This is a genomic window from Stenotrophomonas sp. TWI1183, from assembly GCF_039673115.1.
In the GTDB taxonomy this organism is placed as follows: Bacteria; Pseudomonadota; Gammaproteobacteria; order Xanthomonadales; family Xanthomonadaceae; genus Stenotrophomonas; species Stenotrophomonas maltophilia_AA.
The window spans coordinates 98,157-115,967 of sequence record NZ_JBDJKZ010000001.1 but is presented as its reverse complement, the minus strand read 5'-3'; the positions used below and the strand labels follow the sequence as shown (position 1 = coordinate 115,967).

Below are 17,811 nucleotides of genomic sequence, written 5' to 3'. Positions count from 1 at the left end.
GAGGGCACGATGCAGAACCAGACGACAGCAGCAGACCCGACGGAGGCCGGAACCGGCGCAACGCCGACAGCGCGGCCGCCGCTTCGGCGGATCGTGCAGGGCGTACTGGCGCTGCTGTTGCTCGTGTTCGTCTATCACCTCGTCGCCGACCGCTTCACCCCTTATACCTCGCAGGCCACCGTGGACGGCTTCCTGGTCCAGATCGCGCCGGAAGTGAGCGGGCCGGTGGTGACTGTGGAGGTGCGCGACAACCATCCGGTGCGTGCCGGCCAGGTGCTGTTCCGTCTGGATCCGCTGCCGTTTGAAATCGCGCTGCGCGCGGCCCAGGCCAATCTGGCGGTCGTCCAGCAGGGAATGGAGGCGACGGCCGCGGACATGCGCGTCGCCACTGCGCAGCTGCAGCGCCAGCGGGTGGAGCTGGCCAGCAGCCAGCAGTTGGGCCGGATCGTGCTGGACCTCGCCGCCAAGCGCGCCTTGTCCGAAACCTCGGCGATCCGCGCCCGCAGTGACATCGCGCGCACACGCGCGGAGATCCAGCGCGCCGAGGCCGAGGCCGAGCGTGCGCGGATCCGCCTGGGCAGTGGTGAGGGCGGCTCTCCACAGGTGCTCCAGGCGATGGCTGTCGTCGACCAGGCCGCGCTGGACCTGCGCCATGCCACGGTGGTTGCGCCGGCGGCCGGCGCCATCAGCAATCTGCGGCTGGCGCCGGGCCAGTTCGTCGGCCGCGGCCAACCCGTGCTGGGGTTCATCGGCGACGGGCCGCGCTGGGTCACCGCGCCCATGCGCGAGAACCAGTTGGGTCGCATCGCACCCGGGAACCGGGCCTATGTGGCCTTCGATGACCGACCGGGGCAGGTATTCGGCGGGCGCGTGGAGAGCATCGGCGAGGGCATTGCGCGCGGCGGCGAAGTGCCGACCGGTGAGCTGCCGACGGTCACCGCGCCTACCGGGTGGCTGCGCGAACCCCAGCGATTCCCCGTGCGCATCGTGCTTGACCCGCCCACGGAACCGACCGCGCGACTGCCGGGGCGGAGTGGTGCGCAGGCCAGCGTCGTGGTGCTGACGGCCGAGCGTTCGCTGCTCAATCCGCTGGCCCGGGCATGGATATGGCTGGCCGCGCAGTTGAGCTACCTGCAATGAACGCCTCCTCCAGCGCGACCACGATCCGGCTGCACGGCGTGCTGCGCTTCGCCGTCGCGGTCACCGCCGCGTTCGTCATCGGTGAGGTGATGCAGTGGTGGCCGAGCTTCCTCGCGGCGGTCCTGGTCGCGGTGCTGCTGGCGAGTCTGCCGGTGCGGCCGACGCCACGCATGGCGCTGGGCCTGGTGGTGGTGATGACGGTCGTGGCCTGGGTTCCGTACCTGCTGGCGTCGCTGTTGCGTGGGACGCCCATCGTGTTGTTCGGGCTGACCCTGCTCGGCATGTTCCTCGCCTTCCTCGGCCTGCTGCTCGGCCGCGCGCGGCTGCCGGCGATGCTGCTGCTGATCTGCCTTGCGGTGATCCCGGTGGTGGTGTTGACCGCACCGGCGCAGGCCGCGGTGTTGCCCTGGGCGCTGATACGGGGCATGGCGCTGGCGGTGGTGCTGATGCTGGGGGTTCATGCGCTGTGGCCTGCGCTGCCTGCGCCATCGGCGCCTCCACCGGCCGGATCATTGCCGGGCTCGCCACTCGCGCTGGCGATCGTCTCGACTCTGGTGCTGCTGCCTGTCCTGCTGGTCTATCTGCTGCTGGGGCTGGTCGATGCGCTGCCGGTGATCGTCACCACGGTGATGCTGGTGATCAATTTCGAGACGCAACGCAGCGCACGGCATGCGCTCGCGCTGGTGCTCGGGAACCTGGCGGGTGGGCTGCTGGGGTGGTGCCTGCACCTCGCGTTGCTGAGCACCCCGAACCTGCTGTTCCTGAGCCTGTTGCTGCTGCTGGTCATGATCGGCTTCGGACACTGGATCAGCGCTGGCGGGGCGGTCGGCGCCGTCGCGCTGGTGGCCTGCAACGCGGCACTGATCATTTTCGGTACGGCGCTGGCCACTGGCCCGACCTCGGTCATGGTCTGGCTCACCCGCCTGACCCAGTTCGCGCTGGCCGGCGCGGTCACGCTGACCCTGATGCACCTGCTCTGGCGCTGGCTGCCCCGCGCGGCCGCGCCGTCCCCATCCCCTTCCGCGTCCCCCCATCCGCGCTGAGCGCGAGGAGCATCGCCATGACCACCCTCGATTCGCCCCAGGTTCCCGGTGTGCAGCCCTCCGATCCACGCCAGCGGCGGCGATTGATCCTGGGTGTCGCGGTCTGGATCGTGGGATGGATACTCGGCCTGGGCCTGATGCCTCTGGTGGAGGCCTCTACGTTGTCCGATGGGCTGAAGGCCACGCTCAACGGGGTGCTGCTCCTTGGGTTCCCCAAGCTGTTCCTGGTGCTTGCAGTGGCGATCATGGGCAAGCCCGGGTTCGCCTATCTCAAGTCGCTGATCGGCGGGCACCTCCGCCGCTTCGCGCCGGCCGCCCAGGTCAGCCCAGTGCGGTATAGGATCGGGCTGATCCTGTTCATCGCGGTCATCGTGCTGAGCTCGATCGGGCCGTACGTCGCGCCGCAGACCGGTTCGCTGCGCATGCAGCACCCGCACCTGGTCGCCATGAGCGGTGATCTGCTGCTGGTGGTCAGCCTGTTCCTGCTGGGCGGCGACTTCTGGGACAAGCTGCGGTCCCTGTTCGTCCGCGACGCCAAAGCGGTGTTTCCGCCGTCGTGAGCGGCCACGGCAGGCCCCCGGTGGCCGGGGGATCACGGTATATTCCCCGGCCCCATTTCATCGCCAGATCCAGACCCCGCCATGAGCACGCCCCGGAAATACTACAAACACCCCGCGGAATCCGAGATCGGCAACGGCACGATCTACCTCGAGGCGCAGGGCGATGTGATCGTCCGCCAGGTCGAAAGCTATCGCAGCGTGCTGGTCTGGGCCGACAAATCCGGGCAGGCCGACGAACGCTTCCCGCTGTCCGATCAGCCCTTGTCCTGGCTGGACCTGGATTCGGATGACAGCATCACCGCCAGCCAGTTTGAAGCGGTCTGGAAGCAAGCCAAGGCCGTGTCCGGCTGAGGGTGCCAAGGGGCTGGACTCAGACCGTCCAGCCCGGGCGTTCCGCCGCCGCCACATGCATCAGCTGATCCAGCTGGCGCAGTGCCCGGTGCAGTTCCTGCCGATGGGCGGCCGCGCCCAATGAAATCCGCACCGCATCGTTGATCGCCACGCCTTCAGGCGTGAACGCCGACGACGGTGCGATGCCCAGGCCCTGCAGCCGCGCGGCGTGGGTCAGGCTGGCATCGGTCCAGTGCGCGGGCAGCCGGCACCACGCATGCACGCCCGCGCAGTGCTGCAGGAAGCGCGGCGACAACGCCGACTGCGCCAGGTAGCGGCGCTCGGCCGCTTCTTCCTGCACCAGCGTCAGCATCGCCTGCGCGGAGCCGTCCAGGATCAGCTGCGTCACCAGGGCATTCATCAGCGGCGGCGCCATCAGGTTGACCGCGCGCAGGGCATCGAGCACCGGCTGCCGGTCCAGGCCGTCGGGCAGGCGCACGAAACCGGTGTGCAGTCCCGGGCTCAGGCACTTGGAGAGGGTGGAGATGTAGCAGGTGTGCCGTGGCGCCAGCAGCGCGAGCGGGGCAGGGGCGTCGTCGACCAGCAGCCAGTACGGATCGTCTTCGATCAGTCGCAGGTCCTGCGCGCGGATCACCTGGGCCAGCGCCTCGCGGCGTGCCTGCGGCATCGTGTGGGCGGTCGGGTTCTGCGCGGTCGGGTTGAGGTAGATCAGCCGTGCGCCCTGCTGCTTCGCGGCGCGCGCCAGCGCGTCCGGACGCATGCCGTGCGCGTCGCACTCGACGACGTGCAGCCGTCGCTCCAGCACCCGCGCGGCGTGCAGCAGTCCCGGATAGACCAGGGGCTCGCAGAGGATCGTGTCGCCGGCGTCGGTCAACGCCAGCAGCAGGGCCGACAGCGCCGCCTGCGCGCCTTCGGTGACGACCACGGTATCGGCATCGACCTTGCCGAGGATCGGCTTGAGCCAGTGCTGGGCCGCCCGGTGATCGGCGCGGCTGCCGCCGCCCACGTGATACGTCATCAGGTTGTCCGCATCGCTGCGGGTCAGCACGGACGACAGGCCACGCCGCAACACGTCGGCAACCTGGCCGCCGCCGGGGCTGGGCGGCAGGTTCATGCTCAGGTCGACCAGCTGGGTGAGCTCCACCTGCGGAGGTGCGACGAACGAGCCGAGCGGGCCGCGCGCATCGATCAGACCGCGCTTGCGTGCCTCGGTGAAGGCGCGGGTGATGGTGGTCAGGTCCACGCCGAGTTCGGCGGCGAGCGCGCGCTGTGCGGGCAGGCGCTCACCGGGGCGCAGCGCACCCGACCAGACCGCACGTTCCAGCGCCTGCACGATGCGCAGGTAGACCGGCCCGTGGCCGTCGGCGATGAGGGGGCTCCATTCCATGCGCGCATGGTACGCGCGGCGCTGGGCCGGGCTGCGACAGTGTGTCGCATCATGTATGGATCATGTCGTTGCCTAACGTACGCGGCTGCGGCGGGCACCCCCCATGCATATCGGTCATGCAGGGGGGTGTTCGCCACTTTTCATGATCCGGGCCGCCCGGCCCGGCACTGCGTTGGAAGGGCCGTCACGCATGAACCCCGCTACACATCCCGCTCGCCGCGCCACCCCGGCCGGTCGAGCCCGCGCCGGACGCTGGTTCGGCCTGGCAGCGCTGCTGCCACTGCTCACAGGGTGCAAGAACCTGGAGCTGTTCAACCCCATGGGCAGCATCGCCGAGCAGGAAATGCAGCTGATCCTGGTCTGCACCGGCCTGATGCTGCTGGTGGTGATCCCGGTGATCATCCTCACGCTGTACTTCGCGTGGCACTACCGCGAATCGAACAAGAGCGCCACGTACGCGCCGACCTGGTCGCATTCCACCGCGATCGAAGTGGTGGTGTGGACGATTCCGTGCCTGATCGTGGTCGTGCTCGGCGTGTTGATCTGGAAGAGCACCCACGCACTGGATCCCTACCGCCCGATCGCGTCGGACAAGCCCGCACTGCGCGTGGAAGTGGTCTCGCTCAACTGGAAATGGCTGTTCATCTACCCGGACCACAACGTGGCCACGGTCAATGAGCTGGTGATGCCGGTCGATACGCCGGTGGCGTTCAAGCTGACCTCCGAGTCGATGATGAATGCCTTCTTCGTGCCGCAGCTGGGCAGCATGGTCTACACCATGCCCGCGATGCAGACCCGCCTGCACCTGATCGGCCATACGCCGGGCACCTATACCGGCATGTCGTCCGCCTACAGCGGTTCGGGCTTCTCGGACATGAAATTCGACGCGCGGGTGATGACCGAGGCGGACTTCACGCAGTGGCTGGCGCAGTCGCGTGGCACCGCCGCGCACCTGGACCAGGCCCGCCTGGCCGAACTGGAGAAGCCGACCCACGGTGCGCCGATGCAGCGCTTCGCCAGCGTGGATACCGGACTGTTCGACAGCATCCTGCGCCGTTACGGCGGCATGCCCGATGACGAGATCTGCCTGCCCGGCGAAGAACCCGGCGCGAAATCCCAACTCGTAAGCCTGGCCGCGTCTGCCAGCCGTACCGCGGAGAACTGATTGTGCTTGGAAAGTTGAACCTCGAAGCGATTCCCTACCACGACCCGATCATCATGTCGGCGCTGGTGGGCTCGCTGCTGCTGGGCGTGGCGATCGTCGCGGCCATCACGTATTACAAGAAGTGGGGCTATATCTGGACCGAGTGGATCACCTCGGTGGACCACAAGAAGATCGGCGTGATGTACATCATCCTGGCCCTGGTCATGCTGGTGCGCGGCTTCGCCGACGCGCTGATGATGCGTGCCCAGCAGGCCATCGCCGCCAATGACAGTGCCGGCTACCTGCCGCCGGAACACTACGACCAGATCTTCACCGCGCATGGCGTGATCATGATCTTCTTCGTGGCCACGCCGCTGATCGTGGGCCTGATGAACATCGTGGTGCCGCTGCAGATCGGCGCGCGCGACGTCGCCTTCCCGTTCGTCAACTCGCTCAGCTTCTGGCTGTCGGCGGTCGGCGCGGTGCTGGTGATGCTGTCGATGTTCGTCGGCGATTTCGCTGCGACCGGCTGGGTCGCCTATCCGCCGCTGTCCGGGATCGAGTACAGCCCCACGGTGGGCGTGGACTACTACATCTGGTCACTGCAGGTCTCCGGCATCGGCACCACGCTGACCGGCCTGAACTTCATCGTCACCATCCTCAAGATGCGTGCACCGGGCATGGACCTGATGAAGATGCCGGTGTTCACCTGGACCGCGCTGATCACCAACATCCTGATCGTGGCGATCTTCCCGGTGCTGACCGCGACCCTGGCGCTGCTGACCATGGACCGCTACTTCGGGATGCATTTCTTCACCAATGACGCCGGCGGCAACGCCATGATGTACGTCAACCTGATCTGGATCTGGGGCCATCCGGAAGTCTACGTGCTGATCCTGCCGTGCTTCGGCGCGTTCTCCGAGATCATCGCCACGTTCTCGGGCAAGCCGCTGTTCGGCTACCGCTCGATGGTCTACGCGACCTCGTCGATCGGCATCCTGTCGTTCTTCGTGTGGCTGCACCACTTCTTCACCATGGGCTCGGGCGCGAACGTGAATGCCTTCTTCGGCATCATGACCTCGATCATCTCGATCCCCACCGGCGTGAAGCTGTTCAACTGGCTGTTCACCATGTACCGCGGCCGGATCCGCTACCACTCCTCGACGTTGTGGACGATCGGCTTCATGGTCACCTTTGCTCTGGGCGGCATGACCGGCGTGATGCTGGCGATCCCGGGTGCGGACTTCGTGCTGCACAACAGCCTGTTCCTGATCGCGCACTTCCATAACGTGATCATCGGTGGCGTGGTGTTCGGCTGCCTGGCCGGCATCAGCTTCTGGTTCCCGAAGGCGTTCGGTTTCACCCTCAACGAGCGCTGGGGCAAGATTTCGTTCTGGTGCTGGCTGGTCGGTTTCTACCTGGCCTTCATGCCGTTGTACGTGCTGGGCTTCAAGGGCATGACCCGCCGCATGAACCACTACGGCGTGGAGGGCTACCAGCCCTGGCTGATCGTGGCCGCGATCGGTGCGCTGGTGATCGCCGCGGGTATCGCCGCGATGTTCATCCAGTTCTACGTCAGCGTGCGTGACCGCAAGGCCAACATGGACCTCACCGGCGACCCGTGGAATGCGCGCAGCCTGGAATGGGCCACGTCCTCGCCGCCGCCGTTCTACAACTTCGCCAAGCTGCCCGCGATCACCTCGCTGGAACAGCACTGGGACGACAAGCAGCATGGCCGGGCCTGGCAGCACCAGGACAGCTACGAGGACATCCACATGCCGCGCAATACTGCAGCGGGCGTGGTGATCTCGGTGTTCAGCCTGGTCCTGTGCTTCGCTCTGGTCTGGCACATGTGGGTGCTGGCCGGCATCGGCCTGATCGGTGTGATCGCCACCTTCGTGCTGCGTTCGTACGACCGTGACGTGGACTATTACGTGCCCGCCGCCGAGGTGAAGCGCATCGAAGACGCGCACTTCGCGCAGATGGAAGGAGTCAAGGCATGAGCGGCGATACCCTGACCGCTGCCACGCAGCACGGGCAGCTCGCGGCCGGTCATCACGACCACGCCGACGAGCACCACGACGACGGCAACAAGACCGTCGTCGGGTTCTGGATGTACCTGATGGGCGACTGCCTGATCTTCGCGGTGCTGTTCGCCACCTTCGGCGTGCTGCTCAACGGCACGGCCGATGGCCCCAGCGGCAAGGAGCTGTTCAAGCTGGGCTTCGTGCTCTCAGAAACGGTGGTGCTGCTGCTCAGCAGCTTCACCTTCGGCCTGGCGATGCTCGGCCTGCAGGCTGGCAGGCGCAACCAGGTGGTGGGCTGGCTGGCCGTGACCGGCGTGCTCGGTGCGGTGTTCATCGGCATGGAGCTGTATGAGTTCGCCGAGCTGATCCATGAAGGCGCCACCCCGGACGTAAGCGCGTATCTGTCGGCGTACTTCACGCTGGTGGCCACGCACGGCCTGCACGTCACCTTCGGCCTGCTGTGGCTGGCCATCATGATCCACCAGGTGCTGAAGTTCGGCCTGGACGGGATCGTGCGCCGCCGCCTGGCCTGCCTGAGCCTGTTCTGGCATTTCCTGGATCTGATCTGGATCTGTGTGTTCACCTTCGTCTACCTGCGGGAGTTCGTATGAGCGGCCACGCCACCCTGAAGGGCTACATCCTCGGCCTGCTGCTGTGCCTGGTGCTGACCGGCGCCTCGTTCGCCGTGGTCATGACCGGGCTGGTACCGCAGCCGCTGCGGCTGACCGCGATCGTGGTGCTGTGCGTGGTGCAGCTGGTCGCGCAGCTGGTGCTGTTCCTGCATATCGGGGCAGGGCGCAGCCAGCGCGAGAACACCGGCATCTTCCTGTGCACCGCCTTCCTGATCGCCATCGTGGTAGCCGGCTCGCTGTGGGTGATGCACAACGCCAACCTCAACATGATGCCGATGCAGATGTCGGGCACGCCATGAGCAGGTCCCGCACGGGCGCCCTGTTGGTCGGGCTGCTGTTGACGAGCCCCCTGATGCCGGTGGTGGCTGCGGCCGCGCCGACCCACGCCGCGGCAACGGTGTCGGTCAGCGATCCGTGGATCCGGCTGCCACCACCGGCGGCGAGCGTGGCGGCCGGCTATGTCCAGCTGCATAACGGTGGCGGGCCGGACCGGCTGCTGTCCGCCTCGTCCGCGGCGTTCGCCGAGGTGCAGATCCATGCCATGCGCATGGACGGTGAAGTGATGCGCATGCAAGCGCTGCCCGATGGCCTGGCCTTGCCGGAAGGCCAGACCGTGGCACTGCACCCCGGCGGCTATCACCTCATGCTGTTGAAGCCCAAGCGGCCGTTGTCGGCCGGGCAGACGGTGCGGATCAGACTCCGGTTCGCCCACGGTGCCGAACAGGCGGTGGACTTCAGCGTGCGCGACGGCTTGGTCGCGCAGGGAGCGGCGAAGTGAGCCGTCGGCTAGCCGCGGGCCTGCTGGCACTGATGCTGCTGGCCGGCTGCGCGGACGGCCAGGCACCGGTAATGGGCCAGGCGGCCTTTGCGGCCGTGACGCTGGAGGGCAGCGACGGCCGCACGCTGACCCTCCGGGATCTGCAGGGCAGGCCGACGCTGCTGTTCTTCGGGTTTACCCATTGCCCCGAGGTGTGCCCGCTGAGCCTGGTCAAGGCGGTGCAGATCAAGCGCCTCCTGGGCCCGGCGGCAGAGCAGCTGCAGGTCGTCTTCGTGACGGTCGACCCGCAGCGCGATACACCGGCGCACCTGCGCGAGTACCTGGCCGCCTTCGATCCGGGCTTCCTCGGCCTGGCCGGTGACGAGGCGGGCACGCGTGCCATCGCCGAAAGCCTGGGCGTGAGCTATCGCCGGGTCGGCGAGGGCGACGCCGCGACCTTCGAGCACACCGCGTCGTGGTTCCTGCTCGGCGCCGATGGACAGCTGCAGGATGTGTACGGCTACGCGATGAGCGAGCAGGCGATCGTGGAGAAGCTGCGCGATCGGCTGGCGGCGGCTGGCACATGAGGCCGTTGACGGCCACGTTCCGAGGGCGGGCACTGCGATGAGCCGTACTGCGCCGCACCGTGCCGACGCCGTGCTGCTGCTCGGCTCGGCCGGCTGCGCGCTCACCGTGCTCGACACCAATGTGGTCGGTGTGGTGCTGCCGACCATCGCGCGCGATCTGTCGGCCTCCTTCGCGGACATCGAGTGGGTGGTCAGTGCCTACGTGCTGTGCTTCGCCGCGTTGCTGCTGCCGGCGGGCACGCTGGCCGACCGCATCGGTCGCCGGCGCCTGTTCCTGATCGGCTTGAGCCTGTTCGCGCTGACCTCGGTGGCCTGCGGCATCGCCGGCACTGCGATGGCCTTGTACCTGGCACGGGCCGGGCAGGGCGCGGCGGCCGCGTTCATGCTGGCACCGGCGCTGTCGTTGATCGGGCATGCGCACCAGACCGGCCCCTCGCGTGCGCGTGCCTGGGCGATCTGGGGTGCGATCATGGGCCTGACCATGGTGCTCGCGCCCTTGATCGGCGGCGCCATCGCCACCTGGTTCGGCTGGCGCTGGGCCTTCCATATCAATCTTCCCCTGTGCCTGCTGCTGGCCGGCCTGGCGTGGGCGTTCGTGCCGGAATCGCGCGATCCGGTCAGCCGCCGCATCGACGTGCCGGGCGTGCTGCTGTTCGCGGGGAGCATGCTGTCGTGGACCTGGGCGCTGATCCGTGGGCCGGTGGAAGGCTGGGGCAGTACCGCGGTGCTGCCGTGGCTGCTGGCCGGGACGGTGCTGGGCGCGGGCTTCATCGTGGTCGAACAGCGCCGCGCACAGCCCATGCTCGACCTGCGCCTGTTCCGCGCGCCGGCGCTGGTGGGCGCAGTGCTGGCGATGTTCGCCTACGCCGCCTGCGTACAGGTGATGGCCTCGTTGCTGCCGCTGCTGCTGCAGAACGCCCGCGGCGACAGCGTGCTGCAGGCCGGCGTGCACATGCTGCCGTTTGCGCTGGCGATGCTGCTGCTGCCGTTCCTCGGTCGCCGCCTCGGCACGCGATGGGCTTCCGGCCAGATCCTGGCGCTCGGCCTGGGCGTGGCCGTGATCGGCAACCTCGGCATCGCCGTGGCGCTGTGGCAGCACAGCAGTGCGGGCCTGCTGCTGGCGATGGCCGTGCTCGGCAGTGGCGGTGGGCTGCTCAATGGCGAAACGCAGAAGGCGATCATGAGCGGGATCCCGCCGGACCGCGCCGGCATGGCCTCGGGCATCAGTACCACCGCGCGTTTCTCCGGCATCCTGATCGGGTTCGCCACGCTCGGCGCGGTGCTGTCCAGCCATGTCCGTGACGCCGCCCGCGGTGCGCTGACCGAGGCCGGGCAGGCATGGACGCCGGCGCTGATCGAGCGCGTGGTGGTGGGCGAGCTGTCCGTGCAGGGCGCGGCCAGCGACAGCCTCACGCGGCTGGCCCGCCATGCGTATGCGGAGGGGGCGGCCTATGCGTTCGTGACGGCCGCCGCGATCGCACTGGTGGCGATGCTGCTGACCAACACGCTGATGGCGAGGCGCTGTTCGCAGGGGTAGAGCGCCGGCGGGTCGCATCCACGCAATGCGTGGATCTACCAGGCGCGGGCGCGCACATCCCAGCAGGCGGCGGTGAACGTCACCGCATCGCCTTCAACGAACGGCGCGAAGGCCTGCAGTACCGCGTCCATCACCTGCGACCGTGCCGCCGCATCGAGTGGCGCATTCCGTAACGCGCTTCCGACCGGTCCCAGCAAGGTCACGTAGGTCGCCAGGTCCGCACGGTCGATCCGGCAGACCACGTCCAGTGGCAGGATCTCGACATCCTCCCAGCCCGCGGCTGTCAGGATCTGCTCGACCTGCGCACGGTCGGCGAACGCGAACTGCCCCGGTCCCCCGGGCTGGCGCGCGGGCAGGGTCAACCACGGTGCGGCCGCGCGCTCGGCCGTGGTCATGAAGGCGTTCTCGTCGGGGCCGCGCCAGGCCAGGGCCTGCAGCACGCCGCCACATTTCGCCGCCCGCTGCAGCTGCACGAAAGCCTGCACGGGATCATCGAAGAACATCACCCCGAAGCGCGACACGATCCGATCCAGGCTTCCCGCTGCGAACGCATGCTGCTGCGCGTCGGCGACGATGAACTCCACGGCCAGCCCGGCACGTTGCGCGCGCTCACGCGCCAGCGCGATCATCGGGGCCGAGATGTCGACCCCGGTAACGTGAGCATCCGGACCCAGCGGCCCGGCAATGGCAAGCGCCACCGCGCCGGTCCCGCAGCCCACATCCAGGACGTGCAGTTCGTCGCCGGGCGGGATCGCCTCGACCAGGTGGGTGGCAAGCGGCGCGAACATCTGGTCGAGAATGCGCTGCGCCTCCACCCACGCCTCACCGGCGGGGCCGTTCCATAGCGCATGCTGCGAGGTGTCGGTCATTGCGGGCTCGATCTGGGATTGCCAGTGGGATGAGGAGCTCGCACTGTGCCACCTCAACCATCGTTGAGGTCAAGGGGGGATGCTCAGCCCCGCCACACATCCACCAGCAGTTTTACGTTCAAGACGATGATCAGGCCGCCGATCAGCCATGACAGCGCGATCAGCCAGCGCGGCGCGACCAGGGCCCCCATCTTGGCCTTGTCCGACACGAACCGCACCAGAGGTACGACCGCGAACGGCAGCTGCATCGACAGCAGCACCTGGCTCAGCACCAGCAACCGCGCGGTGCCTTGCTCGCCGTAGATCGCGGTGACCACCACCACCGGCACGATCGCGATGCCACGGGTGATCAGGCGCCGTGCCCACGGGGCAATCCGCAGCCGCAGGAAACCTTCCATCACGATCTGCCCGGCCAGCGTGGCGGTCACCGTCGAGTTGATCCCCGAGGCGAGCAGGGCGACCGCGAACAGGGTGGAGGCCAGCCCTACGCCGAGCATCGGCGCCAGCAGCTCGTATGCCTGCTCGATCTCCTGCACGTCGGTACGGCCGTGCGCATGGAACACCGCGGCCGCCAGGATCAGGATCGAGGCGTTGATGAAGAGCGCCAGCATCAGGGCGATGGTGCTGTCGGTCACCGCCCAGCGCAGCGCACTGCGGCGCCCGGCATCGGTGCGCGGGTAGGCGCGGGTCTGCACGATGGAGGAGTGCAGGTACAGATTGTGCGGCATCACGGTGGCGCCGATGATGCCGATCGCCAGGTACAGCGCCTTGGGGTCGGTCACCACCTGCGCGTGCGGGATGAAGCCGGCCAGCACGGCCTGCAGCGGGGGGGCGGCGATGAAGATCTGGATCGCGAAGCAGCCGAAGATCACCAGCAGCAGCGCGATCACGAAGGCTTCCAGCGCGCGGAAGCCGCGGTTCATCAACAGCAGCACCAGCACCACGTCCACCGCGGTGATGATCGCGCCGGCCAGCAGCGGGATGCCGAACAACAGCTTCAGCGCGATCGCGGTGCCGATCACCTCGGCCAGGTCGCAGGCGATGATCGCGATCTCGCACAGCAGCCACAGGCCCAGGTTCACCGGCCGCGAATAGTGATCGCGGCACGCCTGCGCCAGATCGCGCCCGGTCGCGATGCCCAGCCGCGCGGACAGCCCCTGCAGCACGATCGCCATCAGATTCGAAAGCAGGATCACCGACAGCAGCAGATAGCCGAACTGCGCGCCGCCGGCGATGTCCGTGGCCCAGTTGCCCGGGTCCATGTAGCCGACCGAGATCATGTAGCCGGGGCCGAGGAAGGCCAGCAGCCGGAACCACCAGTGGCCGCCGCTGGGCACCGCCACGCTGGCGTTCATCTCACCCAGGCTGGGCGTGTGCCCGGCCGAGGAAGGCCAGGCAGGGGAGTTCCCGGGGCGGCGTTGAATGTCCACGGCCGCAATATAGCAGAGGCTATGTTAGTAAGTCTTTGCAATCTGCGGCCTCCGCGATGTGTTGTCTCCCAACGTCTTAACCCTGAACCGCGTATCGTCACCGCTCTTTTCAGCTGGAGTGGATGCATGCGTTGGATCGTGTTGTTGGCCGCATTGGCGATGCCCGTAGTGGCGTGGCTCTCACAGACCGGCATGTTCGGCCCGACCAACGGCGCAGTGTCCGACCAGTATCCGACGCTGCTGGTGGCGGCCGGGTACGCCTTCGCGATCTGGGGCGTGATCTTCCTGTGGGACGTGCTGTTCGGGTTCTGGCAGCTGCGCCTGCGCAAGCCCGACATCACCGGGGTGCGCCCGTGGGCCGCGGCCGGTTTCGCGCTGACCGCCGCCTGGATGCCGGTGTTCTCCAACCAGTGGTTCCTGCCGGCGCTGGCGATCATCTGGGCGGCCTTGATTTGCCTGATCGTGGCCGCCTACCGCGCCTCGCCGATCACCGCCCCGGGCGGTCAACGCGCCTGGGCCGCCTATCCGCTCGGTCTGCATGCGGGCTGGCTGTCGCTGGCCGCCTTCCTCAACACCGCGCAGGTGATCGTCGCCTACCGCTGGCTGCCGACCGACAACATGCTCGGCTGGAGCCTGGTGCTGCTGGTCCTGGCCACGCTGCTGGTGCTGGTGGTCAACCAGCTGCTGCGCGGGCATTTCGCCTATCCGGCAGCCGTGATCTGGGCGCTGGCCGGCATGTACGTCAAGCAGTCCGGTTGGGACCTGCCGGGTGCGGGCAACATCGCCACCCTGGCCCTGGTGCTGATCATCATCGTGGTGATCCAGACCGTGTGGCTGCGCGTACGCGCGTACCGCCAGCCGCGCGCGATCGCCGCCGCGCACCGTCATCGTCGTTGATTCCCGTTGCAGGAGACCCCCATGAACATCGTGAAGAAGGAGCGTTGCTGATGCGCGCTGCGATCCATACCACCTTTGGTGACCCCGCCCAGGTACTGCACGGCGGCGACGTGCCGCAGCCGACCCCGGCGGCCGGCGAGGTGCGCATCCGCACCGTGCTGGCGCCCATCCACAACCACGACCTGTGGACCGTGCGCGGCCAGTACGGCTACAAGCCCGAGCTGCCGGCGATCGGTGGCAGCGAAGGGACCGGCGTGATCGACGCGCTGGGCGAGGGCGTCGAAGGCCTGAAGATCGGCCAGCGCGTCAGCGCCGCCTCGGTGCATGGCACCTGGGCCGCGTCCTTCATCGCGCCGGCACGCATGGTCATTCCGATGCCGGACAGCATCGATGACAACACTGCCGCGCAGCTGATTGCCATGCCGCTGAGTGCGCTGATGTTGCTGGAATTCCTGCAGGTGAAGGAAGGCCAGTGGATCCTCCAGAACGCGGCGAACGGCGCGGTCGGCAAGGCGCTGGCGATGCTGGCCAAGGCGCGCGGCGTGCACTGCATCAACCTGGTGCGGCGCGACGCGGGCGTGGCGGAGATGAGCGGGCTCGGCATCGAGAACACGATCTCCACCGCGCAGTCCGATTGGATGGCGCAGGTGCAGGCCGCGACCGGCGGCGCCTCGATCGCCGCCGCGGTCGACTCGGTCGGCGGGCGCGCGAGCAGCGAGCTGATGACGCTGCTCGGCGATGGCGGCACGCTGGTCTCGTTCGGCTCGATGACCGGCGAGCCGATGCAGCTCAGCTCGGGCGACGTGATCTTCAAGCAGGCCACGGTGAAGGGCTTCTGGGGCAGCAAGGTCAGCCAGGCCATGGCCCCGGAGGACAAGCGTCGGCTGGTCGGCGAACTGCTGCAGCTGGCCGCCCGCGGTGGATTGAGCCTGCCGGTGGACGGCGTGTTCGGGCTGGATGAGGTCGGCGATGCCGCCAAGGCCAGCCTGGAGCCAGGCCGCAACGGCAAGGTGTTGCTGCGCCCCTGATCCATTGATGAACTGGGCTCATGACTGCATGCCGGTTGTGGCGGCTAGTCCCGGTGCGGCCGCGCCCCTACAGTGAGGGGCCGCGGCGAGCTGCGCCGTTCCTTCAGGAGATCGCGCCATGCCCACCGAAACCGCGCCCATCCGCATCACCAGCGCGGGCACCGCCGCCTCGGCGGCTGGTCCGGCGGACTATTTCACCGGCAAGGTGCGCATCGATGCACCGTTCCAGACCGATGCGCCCGCACGGGTCGGCGGAGCCACTGTCACCTTCGAGCCCGGCGCACGCACCGCGTGGCATACCCATCCGCTGGGCCAGACCCTGATCGTCACCGCCGGCGTGGGCAGCGTGCAGGAATGGGGCAAGCCCGCGCGCGACATCCGACCCGGCGACATCGTCTGGATCCCGCCGGGCGTCAAGCACTGGCATGGCGCGAAGGCCGCTACCGCGATGACGCATATCGCGATCGCAGAAGCGGTCGACGGTTCGCCGGTGACGTGGATGGAGCAGGTCAGCGACGCGCAGTACAGCGGCGGCTGAACGCCGGCGCGCGTCGGGACGGTCGTGTCACATCCGCCTGCGTACCCTTGCAGGTCGATTGAAACAGGAGAACCGTCTTGAGCACTGTCTTCATCGTCGGCGCGGCCGGCAAGGTCGGCCGCCATCTGGTCAAGCAGCTGGCCGAGAAACAGCATCGCGTGCTCGCACTGCATCGCCGCGCCGGGCAGGGCGCTGAACTGGAGGCACTGGGCGCTACGCCGGTCACCGGTGATCTCACCAGCACCGACGTGGCTGCACTGGCCGCACAGATGGCCGGCAGTGACGTGGTGGTGTTCACCGCCGGTGCGGGTGGCGCAGGCGTGGAAGTGACCAACGCCATCGATGGCCGCGGCCTGGAACTTGCCGTCGATGCCGCCCGGCAGGCCGGCGTGCGTCGCTTCCTGCTGGTCTCGGCATTCCCGGAAGCGGGCCGCAACAAGGGTATGGGCGAGGGCTTCGAGAATTACATGGCGGTCAAGAAGCGCGCCGATGTGTATCTGGCCGCCACCGATCTGGACTGGGTGATCCTGCGCCCGGGCACCTTGAGCGATGCGCCGGGCACGGGCCACGTCAGCGCCGGCCCGGCGATTGCGTACGGCGATATCCCACGCGCCGATGTGGCTGCCACGCTGGTCGCGCTGGTCGAGCACCCCGAGGTGCGCCGCACGATCATCGAGCTGACCGAAGGCGACCGGCCGGCGGAGGACGCCATCGCGCAGCTTGCCCGGACGTAAGCGGGCAGTCCTGCGCGTCGCGGCGGAAGGCGATGGTAAAATCGCCTTTCCACACCGCAACACAGACGAGCACGACATGAACGACGCCTCCTTCTATCCCATCGGCACCCCCGGCCAGCCTTGGGGCGCAGCGGAGAAGTCGCAGTGGCGTGCCCGCCAGGTGCCGCAACGGCGTTATGCCGATGATGTCCTGCCAGCGGTCGACGCGCTGCGCGATGCGTTCGATGTGAGCCAGTACGGCACGCTGGACTACGCGCCGGACCAGTACCCGCTGTTCGCGGTGCGCAGCCGCGACTGGAATCCGACGCTGCCGACGATGCTGGTCACCGGCGGCATCCATGGCTACGAAACCAGCGGCGTGCAGGGCGCGCTGCAGTTCCTGCAGACCCGCGCAGCGGAGTATGCCGGCCGCGCCAACCTGCTGGTGGTGCCCTGCGTCAGCCCCTGGGGTTACGAGCGCATCCAGCGCTGGAACGCCGATGCGATCGATCCGAACCGCTCGTTCATGGCCAACAGCCCGGCGGCCGAATCCGCGGCGCTGATGGCCCTGGTCGCGCCGCTGCGCGGCAGCATCGCGATGCATATCGACCTGCACGAAACCACCGACACGGATGAGACCGAATTCCGCCCGGCCCTGGCCGCACGCGACGGCAAGCCGTTCGAACCGGGGCTGATTCCCGATGGTTTCTATCTGGTCGATGACAGTGAGAACCCGCAGCCTGCGTTCCAGACCGCGGTCAATGCGGCGGTCGAGCGGGTGACCCATATCGCCCCGGCCGACGACAGGGGCGAGATCATCGGCTCGCCGGTGGTGGCGTCGGGGGTGATCGAGTATCCGCTGGAAAAACTGGGCCTGTGCGCCAGTGTCAGTGGCGCGAGGTATACCACCACCACCGAGGTGTACCCGGACAGCCCGCGTGCCACGCCGCAGCAGTGCAACGACGCCCAGGTGGCAGCGATCTGCGCGGCGATCGATTACGCTATCGCACATCCAGTCGGCCGCTGATCCGGCCTGGGAGTAACTGTATGGGAAACGCCAAGTCCTCGGACGAGTAAGCCGCAACAACCCTGGTCGTTGTTGCGGCGCTCTGTCGAACGGCATTGCCTGATAGGACAGACGCTGCGCTGTGTTCTTCACTGCGCGGAGGTT

19 protein-coding genes are annotated in these 17,811 nt (G+C 68.0%); 16 read left to right on the top strand and 3 right to left on the bottom strand.

All coding sequences use genetic code 11. From position 1 onward, the window contains the following. Nucleotides 1-9: 9 nt before the first annotated feature. The 4 genes from ABE434_RS00570 to ABE434_RS00555 all read left to right on the top strand — a co-directional run bounded on the left by ABE434_RS00570 (nt 10) and on the right by ABE434_RS00555 (nt 3,094). The gene (locus ABE434_RS00570) at nt 10-1,140 is read left to right on the top strand and encodes an HlyD family secretion protein (RefSeq protein ID WP_346477398.1); all 1,131 of its coding nucleotides are present in this window, start codon (nt 10-12) and stop codon (nt 1,138-1,140) included. Then, a complete protein-coding gene (locus tag ABE434_RS00565; RefSeq protein ID WP_346477397.1) occupies nt 1,137-2,183 on the top strand; it encodes a DUF2955 domain-containing protein in 1,047 nt (348 codons plus the stop codon). The genes ABE434_RS00570 and ABE434_RS00565 overlap by 4 nt, the downstream gene beginning before the upstream one ends. Before the next feature lie 17 nt (nt 2,184-2,200). Beyond that, nucleotides 2,201-2,743, top strand: a complete 543-nt coding sequence (locus ABE434_RS00560; RefSeq protein ID WP_346477396.1) for a hypothetical protein — start codon at nt 2,201-2,203, stop codon at nt 2,741-2,743. Nucleotides 2,744-2,824: 81 nt separating this feature from the next. Further along, nucleotides 2,825-3,094: a hypothetical protein gene (locus ABE434_RS00555; RefSeq protein WP_313212984.1), complete on the top strand. Its 270-nt coding sequence runs from the start codon at nt 2,825-2,827 to the stop codon at nt 3,092-3,094. Between the two features lie 19 nt (nt 3,095-3,113). On the opposite strand, the gene ABE434_RS00550 is transcribed toward ABE434_RS00555, so the two are convergent. After that, on the bottom strand, nt 3,114-4,481 hold the full coding sequence (locus tag ABE434_RS00550) for a PLP-dependent aminotransferase family protein (protein ID WP_346477395.1): 1,368 nt from the start codon (nt 4,479-4,481) through the stop codon (nt 3,114-3,116). 190 nt (nt 4,482-4,671) lie between these two features. Here ABE434_RS00550 and cyoA point away from each other — a divergent pair, with 190 nt between their 5' ends. From cyoA to ABE434_RS00515, 7 genes are read left to right on the top strand one after another with little or no spacing between them, the layout of a single operon-like run. Next, nucleotides 4,672-5,646, top strand: a complete 975-nt coding sequence (gene cyoA / locus ABE434_RS00545; RefSeq protein WP_346477393.1) for a ubiquinol oxidase subunit II — start codon at nt 4,672-4,674, stop codon at nt 5,644-5,646. 2 nt (nt 5,647-5,648) lie between these two features. Continuing rightward, entirely contained in the window at nt 5,649-7,628 is a 1,980-nt protein-coding gene (cyoB, locus tag ABE434_RS00540) for a cytochrome o ubiquinol oxidase subunit I (RefSeq protein ID WP_346477392.1), read from the top strand. After that, nucleotides 7,625-8,263, top strand: a complete 639-nt coding sequence (cyoC, locus tag ABE434_RS00535) for a cytochrome o ubiquinol oxidase subunit III (RefSeq protein ID WP_346477391.1) — start codon at nt 7,625-7,627, stop codon at nt 8,261-8,263. Before cyoB ends, cyoC begins: the two co-directional genes overlap by 4 nt. Then, nucleotides 8,260-8,583 (top strand): cytochrome o ubiquinol oxidase subunit IV, encoded by a 324-nt coding sequence (gene cyoD, locus ABE434_RS00530; RefSeq protein ID WP_346477390.1) that lies wholly within the window; start codon nt 8,260-8,262, stop codon nt 8,581-8,583. Before cyoC ends, cyoD begins: the two co-directional genes overlap by 4 nt. After that, nucleotides 8,580-9,062 (top strand): copper chaperone PCu(A)C, encoded by a 483-nt coding sequence (locus ABE434_RS00525; protein ID WP_346477389.1) that lies wholly within the window; start codon nt 8,580-8,582, stop codon nt 9,060-9,062. The genes cyoD and ABE434_RS00525 overlap by 4 nt, the downstream gene beginning before the upstream one ends. Continuing rightward, nucleotides 9,059-9,628 carry an SCO family protein gene (locus tag ABE434_RS00520; RefSeq protein WP_346477388.1) on the top strand — a complete coding sequence of 190 codons (570 nt, stop codon included), beginning with the start codon at nt 9,059-9,061 and terminating at the stop codon, nt 9,626-9,628. The genes ABE434_RS00525 and ABE434_RS00520 overlap by 4 nt, the downstream gene beginning before the upstream one ends. Nucleotides 9,629-9,665: 37 nt before the next feature. After that, complete coding sequence (locus ABE434_RS00515) at nt 9,666-11,165, top strand: MFS transporter (protein WP_346477387.1); 1,500 nt, start codon at nt 9,666-9,668, stop codon at nt 11,163-11,165. Nucleotides 11,166-11,200: 35 nt separating this feature from the next. Here ABE434_RS00515 and ABE434_RS00510 read toward each other — a convergent pair whose 3' ends face one another. Then, nucleotides 11,201-12,034, bottom strand: coding sequence for a methyltransferase domain-containing protein (locus tag ABE434_RS00510; protein ID WP_346477386.1), 834 nt, complete (start codon nt 12,032-12,034; stop codon nt 11,201-11,203). Between the two features lie 83 nt (nt 12,035-12,117). Further along, entirely contained in the window at nt 12,118-13,458 is a 1,341-nt protein-coding gene (locus tag ABE434_RS00505; RefSeq protein WP_346477686.1) for an Nramp family divalent metal transporter, read from the bottom strand. Between the two features lie 132 nt (nt 13,459-13,590). Between ABE434_RS00505 and ABE434_RS00500 the strand changes: the two genes are divergently transcribed. From ABE434_RS00500 to ABE434_RS00480, 5 genes are all read left to right on the top strand, one after another. After that, the gene (locus ABE434_RS00500; protein WP_346477385.1) at nt 13,591-14,361 is read left to right on the top strand and encodes a hypothetical protein; all 771 of its coding nucleotides are present in this window, start codon (nt 13,591-13,593) and stop codon (nt 14,359-14,361) included. Nucleotides 14,362-14,411: 50 nt separating this feature from the next. After that, nucleotides 14,412-15,389, top strand: coding sequence for a zinc-binding dehydrogenase (locus ABE434_RS00495; RefSeq protein WP_346477384.1), 978 nt, complete (start codon nt 14,412-14,414; stop codon nt 15,387-15,389). A gap of 118 nt (nt 15,390-15,507) precedes the next feature. Next, the gene (locus ABE434_RS00490) at nt 15,508-15,927 is read left to right on the top strand and encodes a cupin domain-containing protein (RefSeq protein WP_346477383.1); all 420 of its coding nucleotides are present in this window, start codon (nt 15,508-15,510) and stop codon (nt 15,925-15,927) included. Between the two features lie 77 nt (nt 15,928-16,004). Continuing rightward, nucleotides 16,005-16,661, top strand: a complete 657-nt coding sequence (locus tag ABE434_RS00485) for an SDR family oxidoreductase (RefSeq protein ID WP_346477382.1) — start codon at nt 16,005-16,007, stop codon at nt 16,659-16,661. A gap of 76 nt (nt 16,662-16,737) precedes the next feature. Then, entirely contained in the window at nt 16,738-17,667 is a 930-nt protein-coding gene (locus ABE434_RS00480; RefSeq protein WP_346477381.1) for a M14 family metallocarboxypeptidase, read from the top strand. Nucleotides 17,668-17,811: the final 144 nt, after the last annotated feature.